Here is an 18611-nt window from a genome sequence, read left to right as displayed (position 1 = left end):
TTTCCTTATTATAATTTGAAATCATAAAAAGATAGAATGCAATAGTACATGGTAAATAAGGAGTGATATTTATGTTAGAAGCATATACTGGCACAATCATACTTTGGGCAGGTATGTATGCTCCAAGAGGATGGTTGTTTTGTAATGGGCAACAACTTCCACTGAATGTTCCGCAAAATCAAACATTATTTACAGTAATTGGATCTCGGTATGGAGGGGATGGAAAGACATACTTTAATCTACCAAATTTAAACGGTCGGGTACCTATAGGAGCGGATATGGGAGGCAATAAAGATAATGGAATATCATCATATCCAAGTGGGAGTATAGGAGGTACAGAGTATACAGCTTTAACTATTAGTAATTTGCCAAAGCATAACCATACTTTCAATAGTAAAGGCAGTGCACTAAAGAATGCTAATGCCCATGTATCTATTCCGGTTGTAAACAATGATAGTGTCTCAAATATTCCTGATAATACTAGTATTTTAGGGAGAGGTATTTCAAATAGTCGGGATGCTAATATTTATAGTAAGAGTAATTCAAACGCAACGCTAAAACCTTTTGATGCCCATGTAACTGGTGACGTAGTAGTTGAGGGAACAATAGGAGAAGCTGGTAATGGTGTGCCCTTTGATCAACGTCAACCATATTTGGCGTTAAATTACATTATTTGTGTAGAGGGGATATATCCACCTAGAGGAGATGATTGGTAAGTAGCATGGAGAGATTTCAGAAGTTCAAAATTGGATTATTAAGCTTTTGTTTAATAGTTTTAAATTTTTCATCGATTGTTATTGGAGAGGTGCCTTCAGCCTCAGCAACTACTTTCCCAGCAAGTGAAGATTTTGAGTCTAGTGATGGAATAGGGCCTAATCCACGTATTATAGGAGATTGGATATTTTCATTATTAAAAGATGATGGCACTTTGGATGATTCAGATAATAGTAACAATGATATTGATGATTTTTATGAAAATGATAAAGGTTTAGGTATGTCAGGGGCACCTGATATTGTTAAAACTGCCTCTATTAAGTCTACTAAGGGAAGTTTCAAGCTACTATCATTGCGACTAGAAAACGTTCCAGGCAATTCTGTGGAACTAAAAATAGAAGGATATCGAAATAATATATTTGTCGCTGGAGCAGTACAGATCAATCAATATACATCAGGTGTAAAAGTAGATATGCCATTAGTGGGAGAGGAATGGCAAAATATTGATGAGTTTAGAATTAGCAGAACAGATGGAGTCGCAGATATATTTGTCAGAATTTATGATATAGCTGTGGGACCACCAGTGACTATTTTAGAAGATACATTATCGCCAACAATAACAAACTCATCTATGAATATCACAAATATAAATAATGGTAGTGCAACGTTAAATTGGACCAAAGCAGCGGATAATATTACGGATACAGAAAATTTAGAGTACCAAGTCTATCAGTCTGCAAGTAATAATATTGATACAGTAAATAATATTGAGGCAAATGGTAGTGTAATAGGAAACTATACAAAGGATATTGCCACGTTCGATATTTCAGGATTGTTACCAAATATTGATTATTATTTTAATGTTATTGTAAAAGATGGAGCAGGCAATAAAACAGTCTATACAACGATTCATGTAATGATACCTAATGTATATACTGTAAGTTTTGATGTCGCTGGAGGAAGTGCTGTTTCCAGCCAGCCAATAGCGCATGGCAATAAAGCAACCGAACCAACGCCAGCGCCAACCAAGGTAGGCCATACATTTGGAGGCTGGTATACAACAAATGGATATATAACACCGTTTGACTTCAATACAACCATCACAGGAAACACAACCATCTACGCAAAGTGGACACCTGTAGAGTATACAGTAAGCTTTGAGGTAGACGGAGGAAGTGCTGTTTCCAGCCAGCCAGTAGCGCATGGCAATAAAGCAACCGAACCAACGCCAGCGCCAACCAAGGCAGGCCATACATTTGGAGGCTGGTATACAACAAATGGACATGCAATCCCATTTGACTTCAATACAACCATCACAGGAAACACAACCATCTACGCAAAGTGGACACCTGTAGAGTATACAGTAAGCTTTGAGGTAGATGGAGGAAGTGCTGTTTCCAGCCAAACAGTAGCGCATGGCAATAAAACAACCGAACCAACGCCAGCGCCAACCAAGGTAGGCCATACATTTGGAGGCTGGTATACAACAAATGGACATGCAATCCCATTTGACTTCAATACAACCATCACAGGAAACACAACCATCTACGCAAAGTGGACACCTGTAGAGTATACCGTAAGCTTTGAGGTAGATGGAGGAAGCGCTGTTTCCAATCAAACGGTAGTTCATGGGAACAGAGCTATACAGCCAGATCCAGTACCAACTAAAATAGGCTATCTATTTGAAGGTTGGTATACAGATGATACACATACAATCCCATTCGATTTCAATACGGTGATTATTGAAAATACAATATTGTATGCCAAATGGCTACACACACCTGTTATGAATACAGTGAGCTTTGAAGTAAACGGAGGCAGCCCAATGCCAAATCAGTCTGTAGTCCATGGCAATAAGGTAGCTGAACCAATACCAGTGCCAACAAAAGCGGGATATATATTTAACGGCTGGTATATAAATAGTGCTTTAACCCAAATATTTAATAGTAATACGTTAATTACAGCAGATATAACATTGTATGCAAAGTGGACAGCTATTGTATCACCACCTTCTGATAATGCATCGAATAATGATGATACGAACCTAAACACCAATAATACTGCAAATAATTCAACAAGTGAACAATTCTTGGTGGATGTGCAGTCAGGGGACGGCAATGATATGTCCAAAACCATTATTTATCGTACAACGAATTTAGATGGCACTGTACAAGATCGTGTGACACTAACTGTTCAAAGTGCAACAGAGGCATTGGTGAAATTGCAGGACAAGCAATCAGATACAATGCGTATCGTGTTGCCAACAGATACAGCAAATCGGGTACAACAAACAGATATTGTGGTGGCACAAAACGTTTTAATGTTGTTAAAAGAGAGCCGAGTGCAATTAGAGATTGCAGCAGGTGGAGCAAAGATAGCGATTCCGCAAAGCTCGTTACAAGCCTTTAATCAAGAATTATATTTCCGAGTAGTACCAGTGAAAACAGAGGAAGAGCAGCGGTTAGAGGAGCGAGCCAAGATAGAGCAACGGGTGCAACAAGTAGCAAATGGTGCGACAGTGACCTTGTTAGGACATCCGATGACAATTGAAACCAATATGCAAAACCATCGTGTGACACTAACCTTGCCGTTACCACAAAATGTAACACAGGAGCAATTAGATAATTTAGCAGCGTATATTGAGCATAGTGATGGCACGAAAGAGGTTGTGCGTGGACAAGTCGTAGATTTTAAAGCAGGGACAAAGGGAATCCAATTTGAAGTAACGAAATTCTCCACTTTCTCGGTTTTGTATGTACCAGTGAAAAAGGAACAGCCGAAAGAGGAAGTGTTGGTGGCAGAACCAATCTCTACGCCATACATTAAAGGTTATGCAGATGGCACATTCCGCCCAGAAGCATCGGTCACACGAGCACAAATGGCGAGCATGATGGCGCGTTATGTAACAGATAACGAGATTCCAGAGGCAACAGCAACATTTACAGATACAGCAACACATGATGCCAAAGATGCGATTGAATTTGTGAAGGAAACAGGATTATTCAAAGGCACAACAGCGACAACCTTCAATCCAAATGGCTCCATTACACGAGCACAAATGGCGACGGTTGTAGCGCGTTGGTTAGCGGAAAATGGTGAAGTAGATAGCTCGCAGGCAAAAGCATTTAAGGATGTTAGCAAAAACCATTGGGCAGCCGAAGCCATTGCTAAAGTCAATATACTCGGTATTATGAAAGGTACAAGTGCAACAACTTTCAACCCAGAAGGCGCATTAACAAGAGCACAAGCAGTCAAAGTGCTGAATCAATTGTTTAAGCGTAAAGTACAAGCAAGTGAACACACATCGTTATTTAAAGATGTGACATCAACACATTGGGCATTTGATGATATTCAAGCAGCGGCAAAATAGTGAGCTATCAAGAGAAGTCCACCAACCTTATTAGAATAGGTTGGTGGACTTCTACTCTATTCTATGTGAACGTTAAGAAATCTTAACGTCAAGGTATGATGTTCTTCATTTATAATGAGGAAAATAAGAGAATGAGAAGGTGAACCAATAATGAAAAAATGGTGTATTGTCGTATTGATAGCTACATTGGTGTGGTCGCAATTAGGGATACTTGCGCCACTGGCAGATACAAGCCAGATGTACATAGTGACATTTAATGTGAATGGTGGAAGCCCGATTGACCAGAAAACGGTAGAAATAGGTGGATTGGTAGATGAACCCAATGCCCCAACAAATGATAGCTATGTATTTGATGGTTGGTATAAAGAAGAGGATTTGATAAATCACTGGAATTTTGCGACAGATACAGTAACAGACAATATAACATTGTATGCAAAATGGATTGAGCCAAGCGGCTTCACTACACAAGATAATATAGGTGGAACTGTTACGGTTACAGGATACACTGGCACTATGCCGACAGATTTAGAGATTCCGAGTATGATTGATAACAAAACAGTAACAGCAATCGGACCTGCTGCTTTTTACAATAAAGTATTGCAAAAGGTAACAATTCCTTCAACGGTGAAACAAATAGGAGATGGTGCTTTTGCAACGAATGAGTTAATAGAAGTAACCTTTGAACAAGGTTCTGAGTTAACGACAATAGGGATAGCTGCTTTTTCAGGAAGTAAAATTCAAAGTATAACGATTCCAGCAACAGTTCAAAAAATTGAAAATGCTACATTCCAAAATAATAGCGAGTTGACAACAGTCAATTTTGAAGCTGGTTCAGTATTAACAGAAATAGGTCCGTCTGCTTTTAAGAAAAGTAAACTACAAAGCATTACAATTCCAGCAACAGTTCAAAAAATAGAAGATAGTGCGTTTGCAGAAAATAGTGAGCTAGCAGCTATAACATTTGAAGCAGGCTCTGCGCTGACAGAAATAGGTTCATCTGCTTTTTGGTTAAGTGATCTTCGGGGTATAACGATTCCAGCAGCGGTTCAAAAAATTGGGAATTCAGCGTTTAGGAGCAACAAATTAGCCACAGTGAGCTTTGAACCAGATGCAGCATTAAAAGAGATAGGTGATTATGCTTTCATTAGTAATCAATTATCAGGCATTATGATTCCTTCAAAGGTTAAAAAAATTGGTGAGTTAGCTTTTCAGAGTAATCCGCTTACATCATTAACTTTTGAACCCAACTCAGAGTTAGCAGAAATTAAATTTCTTGCTTTTAGTCATACTAAATTAAAAGCAGTTGTTTTTCCAGCTAGTTTACAAAAGGTTGGTATGAGAGCGTTTGAGTATAGTTTGTTAGAGAATATTGAGTTTCAACAACCAACCACTCCACCATTGATAATTGATGAAAACGCATTTAATTTTCAAAATAATGGGGCAACTACTAATTGGTACGTGAATGGGGATGAAGAAAATCAATGGACTGGGTCAAATATAACCACAGCATTCAAAATGTATAGTACACCAAAACAACTGCATGAAGTGGTGTTTGAAACAGACGGAGGAAGCCCAGTAGTAAAGGGTAAGGTAGCAAGTGGTAACTTAGTTACAAAGCCATCCTCACCAACAAAGACTAATTATACATTTGATGGATGGTATCAAGATGAACAACTTCAAATACCATGGGACTTTGCCCTAGATACAGTGACAGCGAGCATCACTTTATATGCGAAATGGAGTCCATTTAGCACTACGGATAATGGCAATGGAACGTTAAAGATTACAGGCTATCAAGGACAAGTACCATCAAATTTAATTATTCCATCACAATTTGATGGGAAAAATGTGACAATTATAGGGAAGGAATCGTTTTGGAGTAAAGGATTAACAAGTGTAACGATTCCATCAGGCGTAACAAAAATAGAGGAAACAGCATTTACATCGAATCAACTAACAAGTGTAAGTATTCCTTCAAGTGTAGAAAGTATAGGAAGTGGTTCGTTTTCTAATAATAAATTAGTAAATGTAGAAATTTCACATGGTGTGACACACATTGGGAATATAGCATTTAATACAAATCAGTTAACAAAAGTGGTCATTCCTTCAAGTGTAACAACTATCGAAAACGGTGCATTTGCATATAATAAACTAAAGAAAGTAGTGTTTGAGGGAAATGTCCCTACAATAGTTAAATCGTCTATTGGCAATCAAAGTGGGACATTCTCTGATTGGTATACAGATGCTGCATTGACTACAACGTGGAATGGTACAGTACCTCTAGCAATGGAGATTTACTCGGTAGTTCCTCGTCCTATGTATACAGTGACGTTTAATACCAATGGCGGTAGTGATATAACGCCGAAAGAGATGGAAGAAGGAGAGTTCATTGTAAAACCATCCGACCCAACAAAGGACAGTTATACATTTGATGGATGGTATCAAGATGAGCAGCTTCAAATACCATGGAGCTTTGCTACAGATTCAGTAACAATGAACATTACACTATATGCGAAATGGAGCCCATTCACTGCAGTTGACAATGGCGATGGTACGATAAAAATTACAGGTTATAGTGGCACTGTGCCAGCAGAGTTAGTCATTCCTACTGAAATCAACGGTAAATCCGTGAAAGTAATCGGCATGACAGCCTTTATGTTCCAAAACTTAACGAGTATAGTGATTCCAGAAGGGGTTAAAACAATTGAAACATCTGCTTTTTCAGGGAATCAGCTAACAAGTATAGTGATTCCATCTACAGTGGAGGGGATTGAGAGTACAGCATTTAAAGGTAATAAATTAGAACAAGTAGAATTTAAGGGAACTGTAAGCACAATAGATGGCTCAGTTTTTGGAGGGCAAAGAGTTACACCAGAATTTACAGGTTGGTATACAGATCGCTCTATGCAACCATCTGCACTATGGGATGAAACTGTACCACAGGCAATGACTATTTATTCTGTAGGGTTCCCAAAATATACAGTCACGTTTAATACAAATGGCGGTAGCGCTATAGCACCGAAATCTGTGGCACAAGGTGAAGGCATCACAGCACCCACAGCACCAACAAGGGCAGGTTATACATTTGCAGGTTGGTACAAAGATAGTACATTACAAATAGCCTGGAATTTTGGAACAGATAAAGTAACAGAAACTACAACACTTTATGCGAAGTGGAATGCGGTATTAACACCAAATCCAAATCCACCATTTGTTCCAGATTCAACACCATCTACAACGAATCAAATTAGAGTAGATGTTGTAGATGCAAGTAACCCAAATGCTGTGTTGGTACAAACAGTCATTACACGTGATACTAGCAATGGTGTAGTAAAGGATACAGTAAACTTTACGTCAGCTAATGCGAGAGAATCGATTGAAAAATTAACGAATCAAGTGAATAAAAAATCACGTATCGTTATTCCAGATGCCCAGCAACAAGTAAGTGAAACAACAGTAGGTATTGCAAGAGAAGCAGCACGACTACTAGCAGAAGGACAAGCTGGCTTAGGGATTGATATGGAAACGGTGAAGTTTGATATTCCTGCATCCTCTTTAGCGAATTTCGACACAGATTTTTATTTCCGTGTTGTACCTGTCAAAGCACAGACAACAAAGCAGCAGTTAGAAGAACGTGCAAAGGCAGAGACAAGTGTGCAACAGTTCACAAACAATGCCACAATCACATTACTTGGACAACCAATGACGATTGAAACAAATATGCAAAATCGTCCTGTGACTTTAACATTGCCATTACCACAAAATGTAACACAGGAGCAGTTGGACAATCTAGCGGTGTATATTGAGCATAGTGATGGCACGAAAGAGGTTGTGCGTGGCAAATTGGTTGATTTCAAAGCAGGTATACGAGGTATTGAGTTTGAGGTAACAAAATTCTCGACATTCTCGATTCTGTACGCGCCAGTGAAACAAGAACAGCCGAAAGAGGAAGTGGTGGTAGAGGAACAAATCTCTACGCCATACATTAAAGGCTACGCAGATGGTACATTCCGTCCAGAGGCATCGGTCACACGAGCACAAATGGCAAGTATGCTAGCACGTTACTTAACCGATAATGAGATTCCAGAGGGAACAGCGACATTCATAGATACAGTAAAGCATGATGCAAAAGACGCCATTGAATTCGTGAAGGAAACAGGTTTATTCAAAGGCACAACAGCGACAACCTTCAATCCAAATGGCTCTATCACACGAGCACAAATGGCGACAGTAGTAGCGCGTTGGTTAGCGGAAAATGGTGAAGTAGATAGCTCGCAGGCAAATGCATTTAAGGACGTTAGCAAAAACCATTGGGCAGCCGAAGCCATTGCAGTAGTAAGTGCACAAGGGATTATGACAGGTACAAGCACGACAACGTTCAATCCAGAGGGCTATTTAACAAGAGCGCAGGCAGTAAAAGTATTAAATCGCCTATTTGAACGCCAAGTGACAGCAACAGAACAAACGCCACTCTTCACAGATGTGCCAAGCAACCATTGGGCATTTGATGAAATTCAAGCGGCAGCACAATAGCAAACAACAAATACAACTTAGTAAGCCCGAACGATTCTCTAATCTCATCGTTCGGGCTTTACTTTAGCTTGGATAGTAGCAAGAGAATTAAAGCTATCTTCCTCTTTCCATAGTATGGCATTGTTCATGAAGCGTTTATTGTAATATGCTCTATCTATTCAAATATATGAAGTAGAAGGCTCTGTATAGCAAACTCATCTATAATATGTTTATAATAAAGAAGTCGGAATTTTGTTCTGAATAAGTAGCTACAAAGTGAGCGATTGAGATTGAAAAAGTTATTGTATATTGTGGTTGCGATAATGTTTATTATGCTTTTTCTATATGCCAATAATCATTGGATTGTGGTGAATGAGCATGTATTTGAGTCGGATAAGGTGCCTGCTAGTTTTGATGGGCTACGTATTGTGCAAGTGTCAGATTTACATGATGCACTTTTTGGCGATGGACAGCAAAAGCTGGTTGCGAAGGTGGAGGCAGCGAAGCCAGACCTCATCTTTATTACAGGTGATGTGGTGGACAGCAATCGCTATAAGCTAGAGCAAAGTATACAAGCTGTAAAAGGGCTAGTAGCGTTAGCGGATGTTTATTATGTACTAGGTAATCATGAAGTGGCGACGAATAAGGTGGATGAAATTTATGAGGCGCTATCATCATTAGGTGTGCATGTGATGGCAAATGAATCGACCGTATTAGAGCGCAACGGGGAGCGTTTGGCGATTGTTGGCATTGAAGACCCGTTAATGGGAAGAAATACAAGTGAGATGTTAACTGAAGCGACAGTAGGTGTGTCCCAAGATATGTTCAAGCTATTGTTGGCACATAGACCTGAAGTGTTTTCTACATATGTGGAGCATGGAGTGGATTTAGCTTTTACAGGTCATGCGCATGGTGGACAAGTGCGTATTCCAGGTATTGGTGGATTAATAGCACCAGGACAGGGGCTATTTCCTGTTTATACAGCTGGTATCTATGAAGAAAAGGCAACGAAAATGGTTGTTAGTCGAGGATTAGGCAATAGCGTTATGCCTTTTCGGATTTTTAATCGACCTGAAATCGTTGTGGTGGAATTAAAAAGGTAGGAGCTTCCGTCTAGTGAAGCTCCTATTTTCATATTGTTGAAAAAAGGGAATGCTAGCAGTTTATCCATGAAATTTTGTCGAATATCTACGTAACTTTGTTGCTGACGCTACGTTGCACTCACGCTTTCGCACAGAAACCATTTGTTGCTGACGCTACGTTGCACTCACGCTTTCGCACAATAAACATCTGTCGTTTGTTTACGCAGTTTTGTCGAATAGCTACAAGCAACTTTTTTGCATGGCAGCTACTAATTGTTCAGCTGTCATAAGGATTTCACCGCCACCTTGCACAAGCTGGTCATTGCCACCGCCTTTGCCATTTATCAATGGTAGGACAACAGTAGATACGGATTTCATACTAATTGTGACCTGTTCTCCACGTGCTGCTACGAATTGCAATTTACCTTCCGTCTCTGTAGCAAGTAATGCAATACCATTTGGTTTTTCCGTAACTACCATACGAGCTAGCTTTTGAAGCTCTTGCATGGAGCGTTGTGTGAGGACTTCTGCAACGATGGTATCATGATTTGCTATTAATGCGTGTGCTTCAAATTGCAATAGCTTATCTTTAGCAGTAGCGAGTGCTTTTTCGGTATTTTTTTGTGTAGCTAATACTTTCACTAAAGCACTAGCTGCCTCTGCTTCTGGTACGCTTAATTGCTTAGCTACCTCTGTTAACACCTTTTTCCGCATCCCAAGCTCTGCTAACACACGTTGCCCACAAACAAATGATACGCGCACATTGCCTTTCATTTTTTCTGTACCTAAAATCTTTAAAGCACTTACTTGTCCTGTAGATGTTGGGTGTGTGCCACCACAGCCGTTATAATCGAAATTAGGAATAATGACAAGTCGAATATCTCCTGTTACGGCTACTTCCTTGCGCAAGTTATAGCTCGTAAGCTCCTGCTCTGTAACCCATTTCGTTTCAATTGGACGGTTTTCTAAAATAATTTCATTGGCACGAGCCTCTGCTGCTATAAGTTGTTCCTCAGTCAATTGCTCCACGGCAATATCAATGGTTACCTGTTCTGCACCTAAGTGAAAGCTCACAGTTGGGGCATTAAAAAGCTCTACAAACGCCGCTGTTAAAATATGCTGACCTGCGTGTTGTTGCATATGGTCAAAGCGTCTCTGCCAATTTAATTTGCCATACACCGCTCCGTCAACCGTTCCCTCTATATAGTGACGAATTTCATCACCTACTTTTTCCACATCCACAACCTGTACATCATTTAATGTGCCTGTATCATGAGGCTGTCCACCACCTGTTGGATAAAAGACAGTATTCGACAGTACAACATAGTTACGACCATTTTCCAAACCCTTACTAACAACCTCTGCTTCAAATTGCTGCATCATGACATCTTGATAATAAAATAAGTCCTTCACACAAAATCCTCCTCTATCTCTAGTGCTTTCATTGTGTCATAATTATTCGCAGATGTTAATATAAAAACAAACAGTATAAAGGAGCAATTATAGTGGAAATTACACAATTCTCAATGGAAGAAATTTTAGACCCAACAAATATTATTGAAGGCAAGCGTTATGAATTTATTTTAGACGTTGAAGTAGATGAAGAGGACGAGCTATACCATGAGGCAGGCATTGAACTTCGTGTGCTAATTGGTGAAAAGGGTGAGGAGCCATTTATTTTAAATTATTTCATCATGGAAAAGGGCGAGGGTGAATACTTAGACTTCGCTTTAGAGGATGACGAGCTAGCAGAAATTTTAGCATTTTGTAAAGCAGAAATAGCGTGATGAGTAGGCAGGTAAAGGCTTTCTTTACCTGTTTTTTGATTTGAAGGTACGTGGCTATAATAGGGATAATGGAGGTGTTGTCATGTCTACTTATGCCCAACCGATTTTTACGGCTTTGTTGATTACTATTTTAGCTTCTTTTATTTTATTCATTCCATGGCTTATTCACACGTATCGTAAGTATGGCTATTTGTCTTTTTCCAAAACGATTATTATGTGGTCATTTATTTTTTATTTTCTAGCGGCCTTGTGTTTGGTGCTGTTGCCGTTTCCAGAAACGCGTGATACTTGCTCATTGCAAAAGCCAGATACAGTCTATTACAATGTAAAGCCATTTCAATTTGTTGCAGATGTTTTAAAGGATAGTGGTATTGTGTTGAACAATCCCACAACATGGCTGTATACAATAAAACAGCCAGCTTTTTTCCAAGCATTTTTTAATTTTTTGCTATTGATGCCATTTGGCGTGTATTTACGTTATTTTTTTAAGGAAAGACGGTATTGGAAACGTGCATTCTTCCTAAGCTTTTTGTTAACATTGTTTTATGAAATAACACAGGTAACAGGTGTTTATGGCATTTTCAATTGTGCTTATCGTATTTTTGATGTGGACGATTTAATGCTTAACAGTATTGGCGCGTTACTAGGCTTTGTATTAGCACCAGTAATATGGGCCTTTTTCCCTTCGGATGAGGCTATTAAGGCACGAGCAGCCGAATTAGCGCAAAAGGATATTGTGAAACCAGTAGCGATTATTTTAGCGCTGGCAATTGACTTCTTTATTGGGCACTTTATATGGCTACTTATCAGCACAGCGATGGGCTATAATGGCATTGTTGAATTTGTTGTTAAATTTATTTTATATGTGCTTATTTTTGCCATTGTGCCAAGTATGACAAATGGTGCAACGCTCGGGATGAAGATTATGCGTTTTACGATGAAAAGCGAAAATGGCAAATCGATTATCCGACAATCATGGCGTCGATGTATTGCTATTGTAGCAACGGTTAGTTTATTAGAAATAATAACGATTTTAGGGCAGATTGAATTAACGATGGATTCACCATTTTACACATTGCAAATTATTCTAACTTTAGTGGCATTGTTAGCTGCGGTATTAATAAGAATATTAATGGCTGTTCATATTATACGTTTCATCATTGGTGGAGGAAAGCGACGTTTGTATATTGATACGTATGCTGATTTAGTAGCGACAAGGGAGAAATAGGGGAGATGGTTCAATGAAATATGTCATTATCGGGGGAGATGCTGCTGGGATGTCAGCGGCTATGGAAATACAGCGCAATGTACCACATGCAGAAATTACCTCTTTAGAACAAGGATTTATTTATTCATATGGACAATGTGGCTTGCCTTATGTGGTGGATGGACGCATTTCCTCCACTAAGCGTTTGATTGCAAGAGATGTGGCAACATTTCGTGACAAATACGGTATTGATGCACGTGTTGGGCATGAGGTAGCAGGTATTGATGTAGAAAGACAACTTGTTTTTGGTATGCAGGCATCTGGTGAGCCGTTTGAAGTGGCTTATGATAAGCTGTTAATCGCCACAGGGGCAAGCCCAATAATACCTGTAGAAAAAGGGACAGATTTAGCAGGAATACATACCATAAAAACGATTCCGCAGCTAGAGGATTTATTAGCTGATTTAACAGCTACTATTGAGCAAGTGACGATTATCGGTGGTGGATATATCGGTTTGGAAATGGCAGAAACCATTCACGCTTGTGGCAAAAAAGTCAGATTAATTCAACGTAGTAGCCATGTTGCAAAAACATTGGATGAGGAGCTTACACAGCACATCCATGAGGAAGCGAAACTGCAAGGTGTGGAGCTTGTGTTGAATGCTAATTTACAGGCATTTGAGGGGCACAAGCGAGTGGAGCGTGTTGTTACAGATCAAGGCGTATTTGCAACAGATTTGGTGATTATGGCTGTGGGCATCAAGCCAAATACGCAATTTTTGGCAGGTACGGGTGTTGCTTTAGCAAAAAATGGAGCGGTGCTAGTTAATCGCTACTTAGGCACATCGGTTGATAATATTTATGCAGCAGGAGATTGTGCAACACACTACCATTTGGTAACAGAGCGTTTAGACTATATGCCACTTGGCACGACAGCCAACAAGCAGGGGCGCTTAGCAGGACTGAATATGGCAGGGAAGTTTGCACCGTTTCGTGGCATTGTTGGGACATCGATTTTTAAATTTTTTAATTTAACGATTGCCTCGACAGGTATAAATGAGCGTAAGGCACAGGAAATTGGCATTGATTATGAGGCGTTCAAATTGTCGGCTCGTCATATTGCAGGCTATTATCCAGGAGCGAAACGAATTTATATGAAAGTCATTGTGCGTAAAAGAGATCAACAGCTACTTGGCGCGCAAATTGTAGGACCAGCAGGTGTCGATAAGCGCATCGATGTCTTTGCGACAGCTTTGCACAATAAAATGACCTTGCCTGATTTGCTTGATTTGGACTTAGCTTATGCGCCACCGTTTAATGGTGTATGGGACCCATTGCAGCAACTAGCAAGAATCAATGGAAGGGAGTAAGTGGTATGAGCATTTATGATATTGAAGTGACATTAGAGGATGGGACAATTTATAGCTTAGAACGCTATAAAGGCAAGGCGATGCTTATTGTGAATACAGCCTCTAAATGTGGCTTTACACCACAGTTTGAGGAGCTAGAGGCACTATATCGCAAATATAAGGATGAGGGCCTTGTTGTATTAGGCTTCCCGTCCAATCAATTTAAGCAGGAGCTGGCGACTGCTGAGGAAGCGGCATCTGAATGTCGTTTAACCTATGGTGTGACATTCCCCATGCATGATTTGGTACTGGTGAATGGCAAAGAGGCACATCCTGTATTTCGTCATGTGACGTCACAGGCAAAGGGCTTTCTCGGCAATGGTGTTAAATGGAATTTCACGAAGTTTTTAGTGAATCGTGAAGGAGATGTTGTAGAGCGTTATGGCTCAGCAGATAAGCCAAGTAAGTTTGAAGAGGATATTCAAAACGTGTTAAAGGATTCACACACAGTATAGCGTGTGGGTCTTTTTTTTTTGCGTTTGTAGATAAACGTAAGGTTGTTGTAAGCTTACGACAATTTTACTGTAAGTTTGGGGGGGTATACTGAGGTCAAGAAAGAAGAGGTGAGCGTTTATGACGTCGTTATTACAAGTACAAAATGTAGGAAAAACATATGGCAAAGGCGCGAATACATTTACAGCGCTATCAAATATAACATTTACAGTAGAAAAGGGAGAATTTGTTGGGGTGATGGGGCCTTCAGGTGCAGGAAAATCTACATTACTGAATGTGCTAGCAACCATTGATACACCAACGACTGGTGGTATTACGATTGGTGATGTTAATTTAACGCATATGAAGGATGCTGAGCTAGCAGATTTTCGTCGTGATAATTTAGGATTTATTTTCCAAGATTATAATTTACTCGATTCTTTAACTGTGAGAGAGAACATTGTGTTGCCATTGGCGATTGCCAAAGTGCCTGCGAAGGATATTCATAAAAAGGTAAATCATATTGCGCAGCTTTTCGGTATTAGTGATTTACTTGATAAGTATCCTTACCAAATATCGGGTGGGCAAAAGCAGCGTACAGCCTCATCCCGTGCATTAGTAACAGAGCCGAAGCTGATTTTTGCTGATGAGCCAACAGGGGCGCTGGATTCTAAGTCAGCCACTGATTTATTGGAAAGCTTAAGTGACTTAAATCAATCACAGGCTGCCACAATTATGATGGTGACACATGATGCTTTTGCAGCGAGCTTCTGTCAGCGCATTTTATTTATTCAAGATGGACAGCTTTCACAGGAAATTCATCGTGGCATGCAAACACGTAAGCAATTCTTTCAAGAAATTTTGCAAGTGTTAGCGAGCATCGGGGGTGGTGTCAATGACGTTATTTAGTCTGGCACGTAAAAATATTCAACGCAATTTATCGAATTATTTTTTATATATTGCCTCGATGGTCTTTAGTATCGTGATTTACTTTACCTTTGTAACATTAAAATATAGTGATACACAGGGCTCTTCAAAGCAAATTCAAGGCTTAATGAGCGGGTCATCTGTAGTGCTATTATTTTTTATCGTTATTTTTATGGCATATTCCAATTCATTTTTTATGAAGAAGCGTAAAAAGGAAGTGGCGCTGTATTCGTTACTGGGTGTGCGTAAACAAAAAATTGGCTTTATGTTGTTTTTTGAAAATATCGTGATTGGGCTACTCTCTCTTGGGCTAGGGATTGGCTTGGGCTTCTTTGTGTCACAAGGATTATTCATGATTTTAGTACGCTTAATGGGCAATGAAGTCGTTACACAGCTAACATTTTCGATGCAGGCGCTTATGAATACGGCAGGCATTTTTGCTGTACTTTTTTTACTCACATCTTTACAGGGCTATCGTGTGATTTATCAATTTAAATTGATTGATCTATTCCATGCAGAAAAGCAAGGTGAGCAAATTCCAAGAGCTTCGATTGTATCTGTCATTTTTGGGGTGGCGTTATTAGCGTTTGGCTACTATACATCTGCAGCAGATATATTTACAAGCAATATTTGGCGCTTTTTCACAGCATTAGGCACACCGCTAGTTGTAATAGCTATGACAATTGCAGGGACATATTTATTATTTCATAGTGTTAGTGTGTTTGTGTTAACCACATTGAAAAAAGCAACGGCTTGGTCATGGAAGGGTTTGAATTTAATCGGTGTATCGCAATTATTGTACCGTATTCGTGCCAATGCAAAATCACTATCCATCATTGCAATTTTAAGTGCTACAACGATTACAGCAGGTGGTGGTGTCTTTGGTGTGTACTATAATGCTGAGACAACAGTGCGTCAAATGCTACCAAATACCTTTATGTGGAAGGGCGAAGCGGTGTCATTTTCGCAGGTAGACGTTTTATATAACGAGTCATTGGCAGTAAAAAATTTACGTGTAGATAATGAGCATGCCTTTTTTGAATATACGCTTTTAAAGGAATCGGATTATAATCGTCTAGCAAAGTGGCAGGGCAAGGATGAACAACTTCATGTTGCAGAAGGCTCAGCAATTGTATTAGATGCTACTTATGATGAACGTTTCTCACATGATTTCACAGGAGAAAATTTCAAATTAGCAAATGGTGATGCTTTCCATGTAGATAAAATGTATACAGACAGCGTGCTAAACTTTCAGCCAGCAGGTACGGTATTAGTGGTCAATGATGATGAATTTGCTACGACAGATGCAGAGGCTGTCACAATGCAGGTGGTTGGTTTGAACGATGACTTGAAGCAAAAGGCTGTTTCAAAGGAAATTTATCAACAGTTATCATCGGAACAACAGGACAGCTTTTCCAGTGTGCCACAAAGCTATGAAGAAAGCTTAGCGATGGTTGGCTCATTACTATTCGTTGGTAGCTTTTTAGGGCTAGTCTTTTTAGCTGCAACAGGCAGTATTATTTATTTCAAAGTATTAACAGAAGCGGAAGAAGATCAAGCCAAATATGCTATTTTAAATAAAATTGGTGTGAATAGTAAGCAAATATTGAAAACAGTAGCAGGGCAAGTAGCGGTTATTTTCAGCGCGCCACTACTTATCGGGATTGTGCATAGTACATTTGCACTCATTGCCTTGTCACAGCTTCTAAATATGAATATTACGAAACCTGTAATTATTTGGATGCTTATCTATTCAGCTATTTATGCAATTTATTATGTAGTAACAGTGCGTTCATTTTATAAAATTGTTAGACAGGAGACGAAATCATGAAAAAAGTATTCATAGGAATTGGTGCATTATTAGTAGTGCTTGTCGCAGGGCTTGTGGTGTTGATGACTGTGGACTTTAACCGTTTAAATAAGGATGCATATTATGTGCAAATTACAGCAGATGGGAAAGTAAAGGAAGATAAAGCAGACAATGGTGAGATTTTTAAGACATACTGGTATGAACTAGAGGCATACAATGAAAATGCTGAGGAAAAAGCGCTAACGTTTTCCGCACAGAAAAACTTGCGTCAGGATGCCTATTTGAAGCTATATGTGAAAAATGGCACAGAGGTTACATCATATGATGAAGTGCAATTTGATGAGTTGCCTAATAAAGTACAACAACAAATGAAATCCTGAAGGGTAAGGGCGAGGAGAAATGTTCTCCATCGCCCTTTTCGAATATGTGAAAAAGCATTGATACAACAATTGTTTCATTTCAGAAAGATGTGAATTTGCAACAGTAAGAATAAAATGTGGTTTTGCAGTACCAAAATTTCATGCAAAAAATGCAAAATTGGTTTTGTCGTATCAAAAAATCGTGCAAAACAATGCAGTTTACAACAGTTAAAATAAACGGAACGGATTCATTACATACTAATAGGAATTCATTGACGATTGCTCTTTATCGGCATACAATGAAGGTTGATAATATCGCCGAACGCAATGAAATGGAGTATGGTATTAGAAAAACATTGAAAGCATCGATATCTCTAATATTCCACCGGATTCGGTATATACTATTTATTGCTAATTATTTAACTTATGTGCTTGATTCTTCGGGAAAAATAGCTTCTTATCTTGATTCTAAAGATAAAAACCAAATAATGGTTATTTTGATGTTGTGTGGTGATTGAAATTGAGCGAAAAATTAAAACTAATTTCAATTATATTTCTTTATCTTTTTAGTGGATTTATTCTTTATGTTCTAACTGATGAACATAAAACCTTTTTCTTATTATATAAATTTATTTACAGAATACTTTTTTTCATAATTTTGTATTATGCTTATAAGCATTTAGCAAAGAAATATAAGTAATAAAAACCACTTCGTGGACGTGATTTATAAAATGTACCCTATACGATATAAACTTTGAAAAAAGACTATCGTATAGGGTATTTATCTTTTAATGAGAAAAAAGTGTTGAAGCGGATGAGAAATGACTTAAAAATTTTTTATTAAAAAAGATCAGGCATAACTAGAATGCAATCCAATCAGCATTTTTTAAAATACATAATAGGAAAAAAGATAATCCAAAAAATAAGAATTACATAATTAAGGGCTAAGAGCGGTTCGTGAAACGGATTGCTATTATTTTGATAATCTGTCACTACCCGAATT

General features: G+C 38.9%; 12 protein-coding genes. 11 read left to right on the top strand and 1 reads right to left on the bottom strand.

Going from position 1 to position 18611, the window contains the following annotated elements:
• The first annotated feature begins 71 nt into the window (after window positions 1–71).
• The 4 genes from OPF91_RS16775 (at window position 72) to OPF91_RS16760 (ending at window position 9699) form a co-directional block, all read left to right on the top strand.
• Window positions 72–716 (top strand): phage tail protein, encoded by a 645-nt coding sequence (locus OPF91_RS16775; RefSeq protein WP_264990083.1) that lies wholly within the window; start codon window positions 72–74, stop codon window positions 714–716.
• 89 nt (window positions 717–805) lie between these two features.
• Window positions 806–4084 (top strand): InlB B-repeat-containing protein, encoded by a 3279-nt coding sequence (locus tag OPF91_RS16770; RefSeq protein WP_264990082.1) that lies wholly within the window; start codon window positions 806–808, stop codon window positions 4082–4084.
• Between the two features lie 150 nt (window positions 4085–4234).
• Window positions 4235–8617 (top strand): leucine-rich repeat protein, encoded by a 4383-nt coding sequence (locus OPF91_RS16765; protein WP_264990081.1) that lies wholly within the window; start codon window positions 4235–4237, stop codon window positions 8615–8617.
• A 269-nt stretch (window positions 8618–8886) separates the two neighbouring features.
• Window positions 8887–9699 carry a metallophosphoesterase gene (locus OPF91_RS16760; RefSeq protein ID WP_264990080.1) on the top strand — a complete coding sequence of 271 codons (813 nt, stop codon included), beginning with the start codon at window positions 8887–8889 and terminating at the stop codon, window positions 9697–9699.
• 219 nt (window positions 9700–9918) lie between these two features.
• On the opposite strand, the gene OPF91_RS16755 is transcribed toward OPF91_RS16760, so the two are convergent.
• A complete protein-coding gene (locus tag OPF91_RS16755) occupies window positions 9919–11091 on the bottom strand; it encodes an alanyl-tRNA editing protein (protein WP_264990079.1) in 1173 nt (390 codons plus the stop codon).
• Window positions 11092–11183: 92 nt separating this feature from the next.
• On the opposite strand from OPF91_RS16755, the gene OPF91_RS16750 reads away from it, so the two are divergent.
• The 7 genes from OPF91_RS16750 (at window position 11184) to OPF91_RS16720 (ending at window position 17629) form a co-directional block, all read left to right on the top strand.
• Window positions 11184–11465 carry a DUF6509 family protein gene (locus OPF91_RS16750; protein WP_264990078.1) on the top strand — a complete coding sequence of 94 codons (282 nt, stop codon included), beginning with the start codon at window positions 11184–11186 and terminating at the stop codon, window positions 11463–11465.
• Window positions 11466–11547: 82 nt separating this feature from the next.
• On the top strand, window positions 11548–12693 hold the full coding sequence (locus OPF91_RS16745) for a VanZ family protein (protein WP_264990077.1): 1146 nt from the start codon (window positions 11548–11550) through the stop codon (window positions 12691–12693).
• Between the two features lie 13 nt (window positions 12694–12706).
• Window positions 12707–14041, top strand: coding sequence for an FAD-dependent oxidoreductase (locus tag OPF91_RS16740; protein WP_264990076.1), 1335 nt, complete (start codon window positions 12707–12709; stop codon window positions 14039–14041).
• A 5-nt stretch (window positions 14042–14046) separates the two neighbouring features.
• On the top strand, window positions 14047–14535 hold the full coding sequence (locus OPF91_RS16735) for a glutathione peroxidase (RefSeq protein WP_264990075.1): 489 nt from the start codon (window positions 14047–14049) through the stop codon (window positions 14533–14535).
• A gap of 118 nt (window positions 14536–14653) precedes the next feature.
• Window positions 14654–15421 (top strand): ABC transporter ATP-binding protein, encoded by a 768-nt coding sequence (locus OPF91_RS16730; protein WP_264990074.1) that lies wholly within the window; start codon window positions 14654–14656, stop codon window positions 15419–15421.
• The gene (locus OPF91_RS16725; protein WP_264990073.1) at window positions 15408–17270 is read left to right on the top strand and encodes an FtsX-like permease family protein; all 1863 of its coding nucleotides are present in this window, start codon (window positions 15408–15410) and stop codon (window positions 17268–17270) included. The genes OPF91_RS16730 and OPF91_RS16725 overlap by 14 nt, the downstream gene beginning before the upstream one ends.
• A complete protein-coding gene (locus OPF91_RS16720) occupies window positions 17267–17629 on the top strand; it encodes a YxeA family protein (protein WP_264990072.1) in 363 nt (120 codons plus the stop codon). Before OPF91_RS16725 ends, OPF91_RS16720 begins: the two co-directional genes overlap by 4 nt.
• The last annotated feature ends 982 nt before the right edge of the window (window positions 17630–18611 follow it).

The sequence above is a fragment of the Lysinibacillus piscis genome, assembly GCF_026012395.1.
In the GTDB taxonomy this organism is placed as follows: Bacteria; Bacillota; Bacilli; order Bacillales_A; family Planococcaceae; genus Lysinibacillus; species Lysinibacillus piscis.
This window is presented reverse-complemented; position numbering and strand designations above follow the sequence as displayed.

Excerpts from the sequence above, each read along its gene's own strand:
- OPF91_RS16775 (WP_264990083.1), top strand. The coding sequence starts at position 72 with ATGTTAGAAGCATATACTGGCACAATCATACTTTGGGCAGGTATGTAT.
- OPF91_RS16765 (WP_264990081.1), top strand. The coding sequence starts at position 4,235 with ATGAAAAAATGGTGTATTGTCGTATTGATAGCTACATTGGTGTGGTCG.
- OPF91_RS16745 (WP_264990077.1), top strand. The coding sequence starts at position 11,548 with ATGTCTACTTATGCCCAACCGATTTTTACGGCTTTGTTGATTACTATT.
- OPF91_RS16740 (WP_264990076.1), top strand. The coding sequence starts at position 12,707 with ATGAAATATGTCATTATCGGGGGAGATGCTGCTGGGATGTCAGCGGCT.
- OPF91_RS16735 (WP_264990075.1), top strand. The coding sequence starts at position 14,047 with ATGAGCATTTATGATATTGAAGTGACATTAGAGGATGGGACAATTTAT.
- OPF91_RS16730 (WP_264990074.1), top strand. The coding sequence starts at position 14,654 with ATGACGTCGTTATTACAAGTACAAAATGTAGGAAAAACATATGGCAAA.
- OPF91_RS16725 (WP_264990073.1), top strand. The coding sequence starts at position 15,408 with ATGACGTTATTTAGTCTGGCACGTAAAAATATTCAACGCAATTTATCG.
- OPF91_RS16720 (WP_264990072.1), top strand. The coding sequence starts at position 17,267 with ATGAAAAAAGTATTCATAGGAATTGGTGCATTATTAGTAGTGCTTGTC.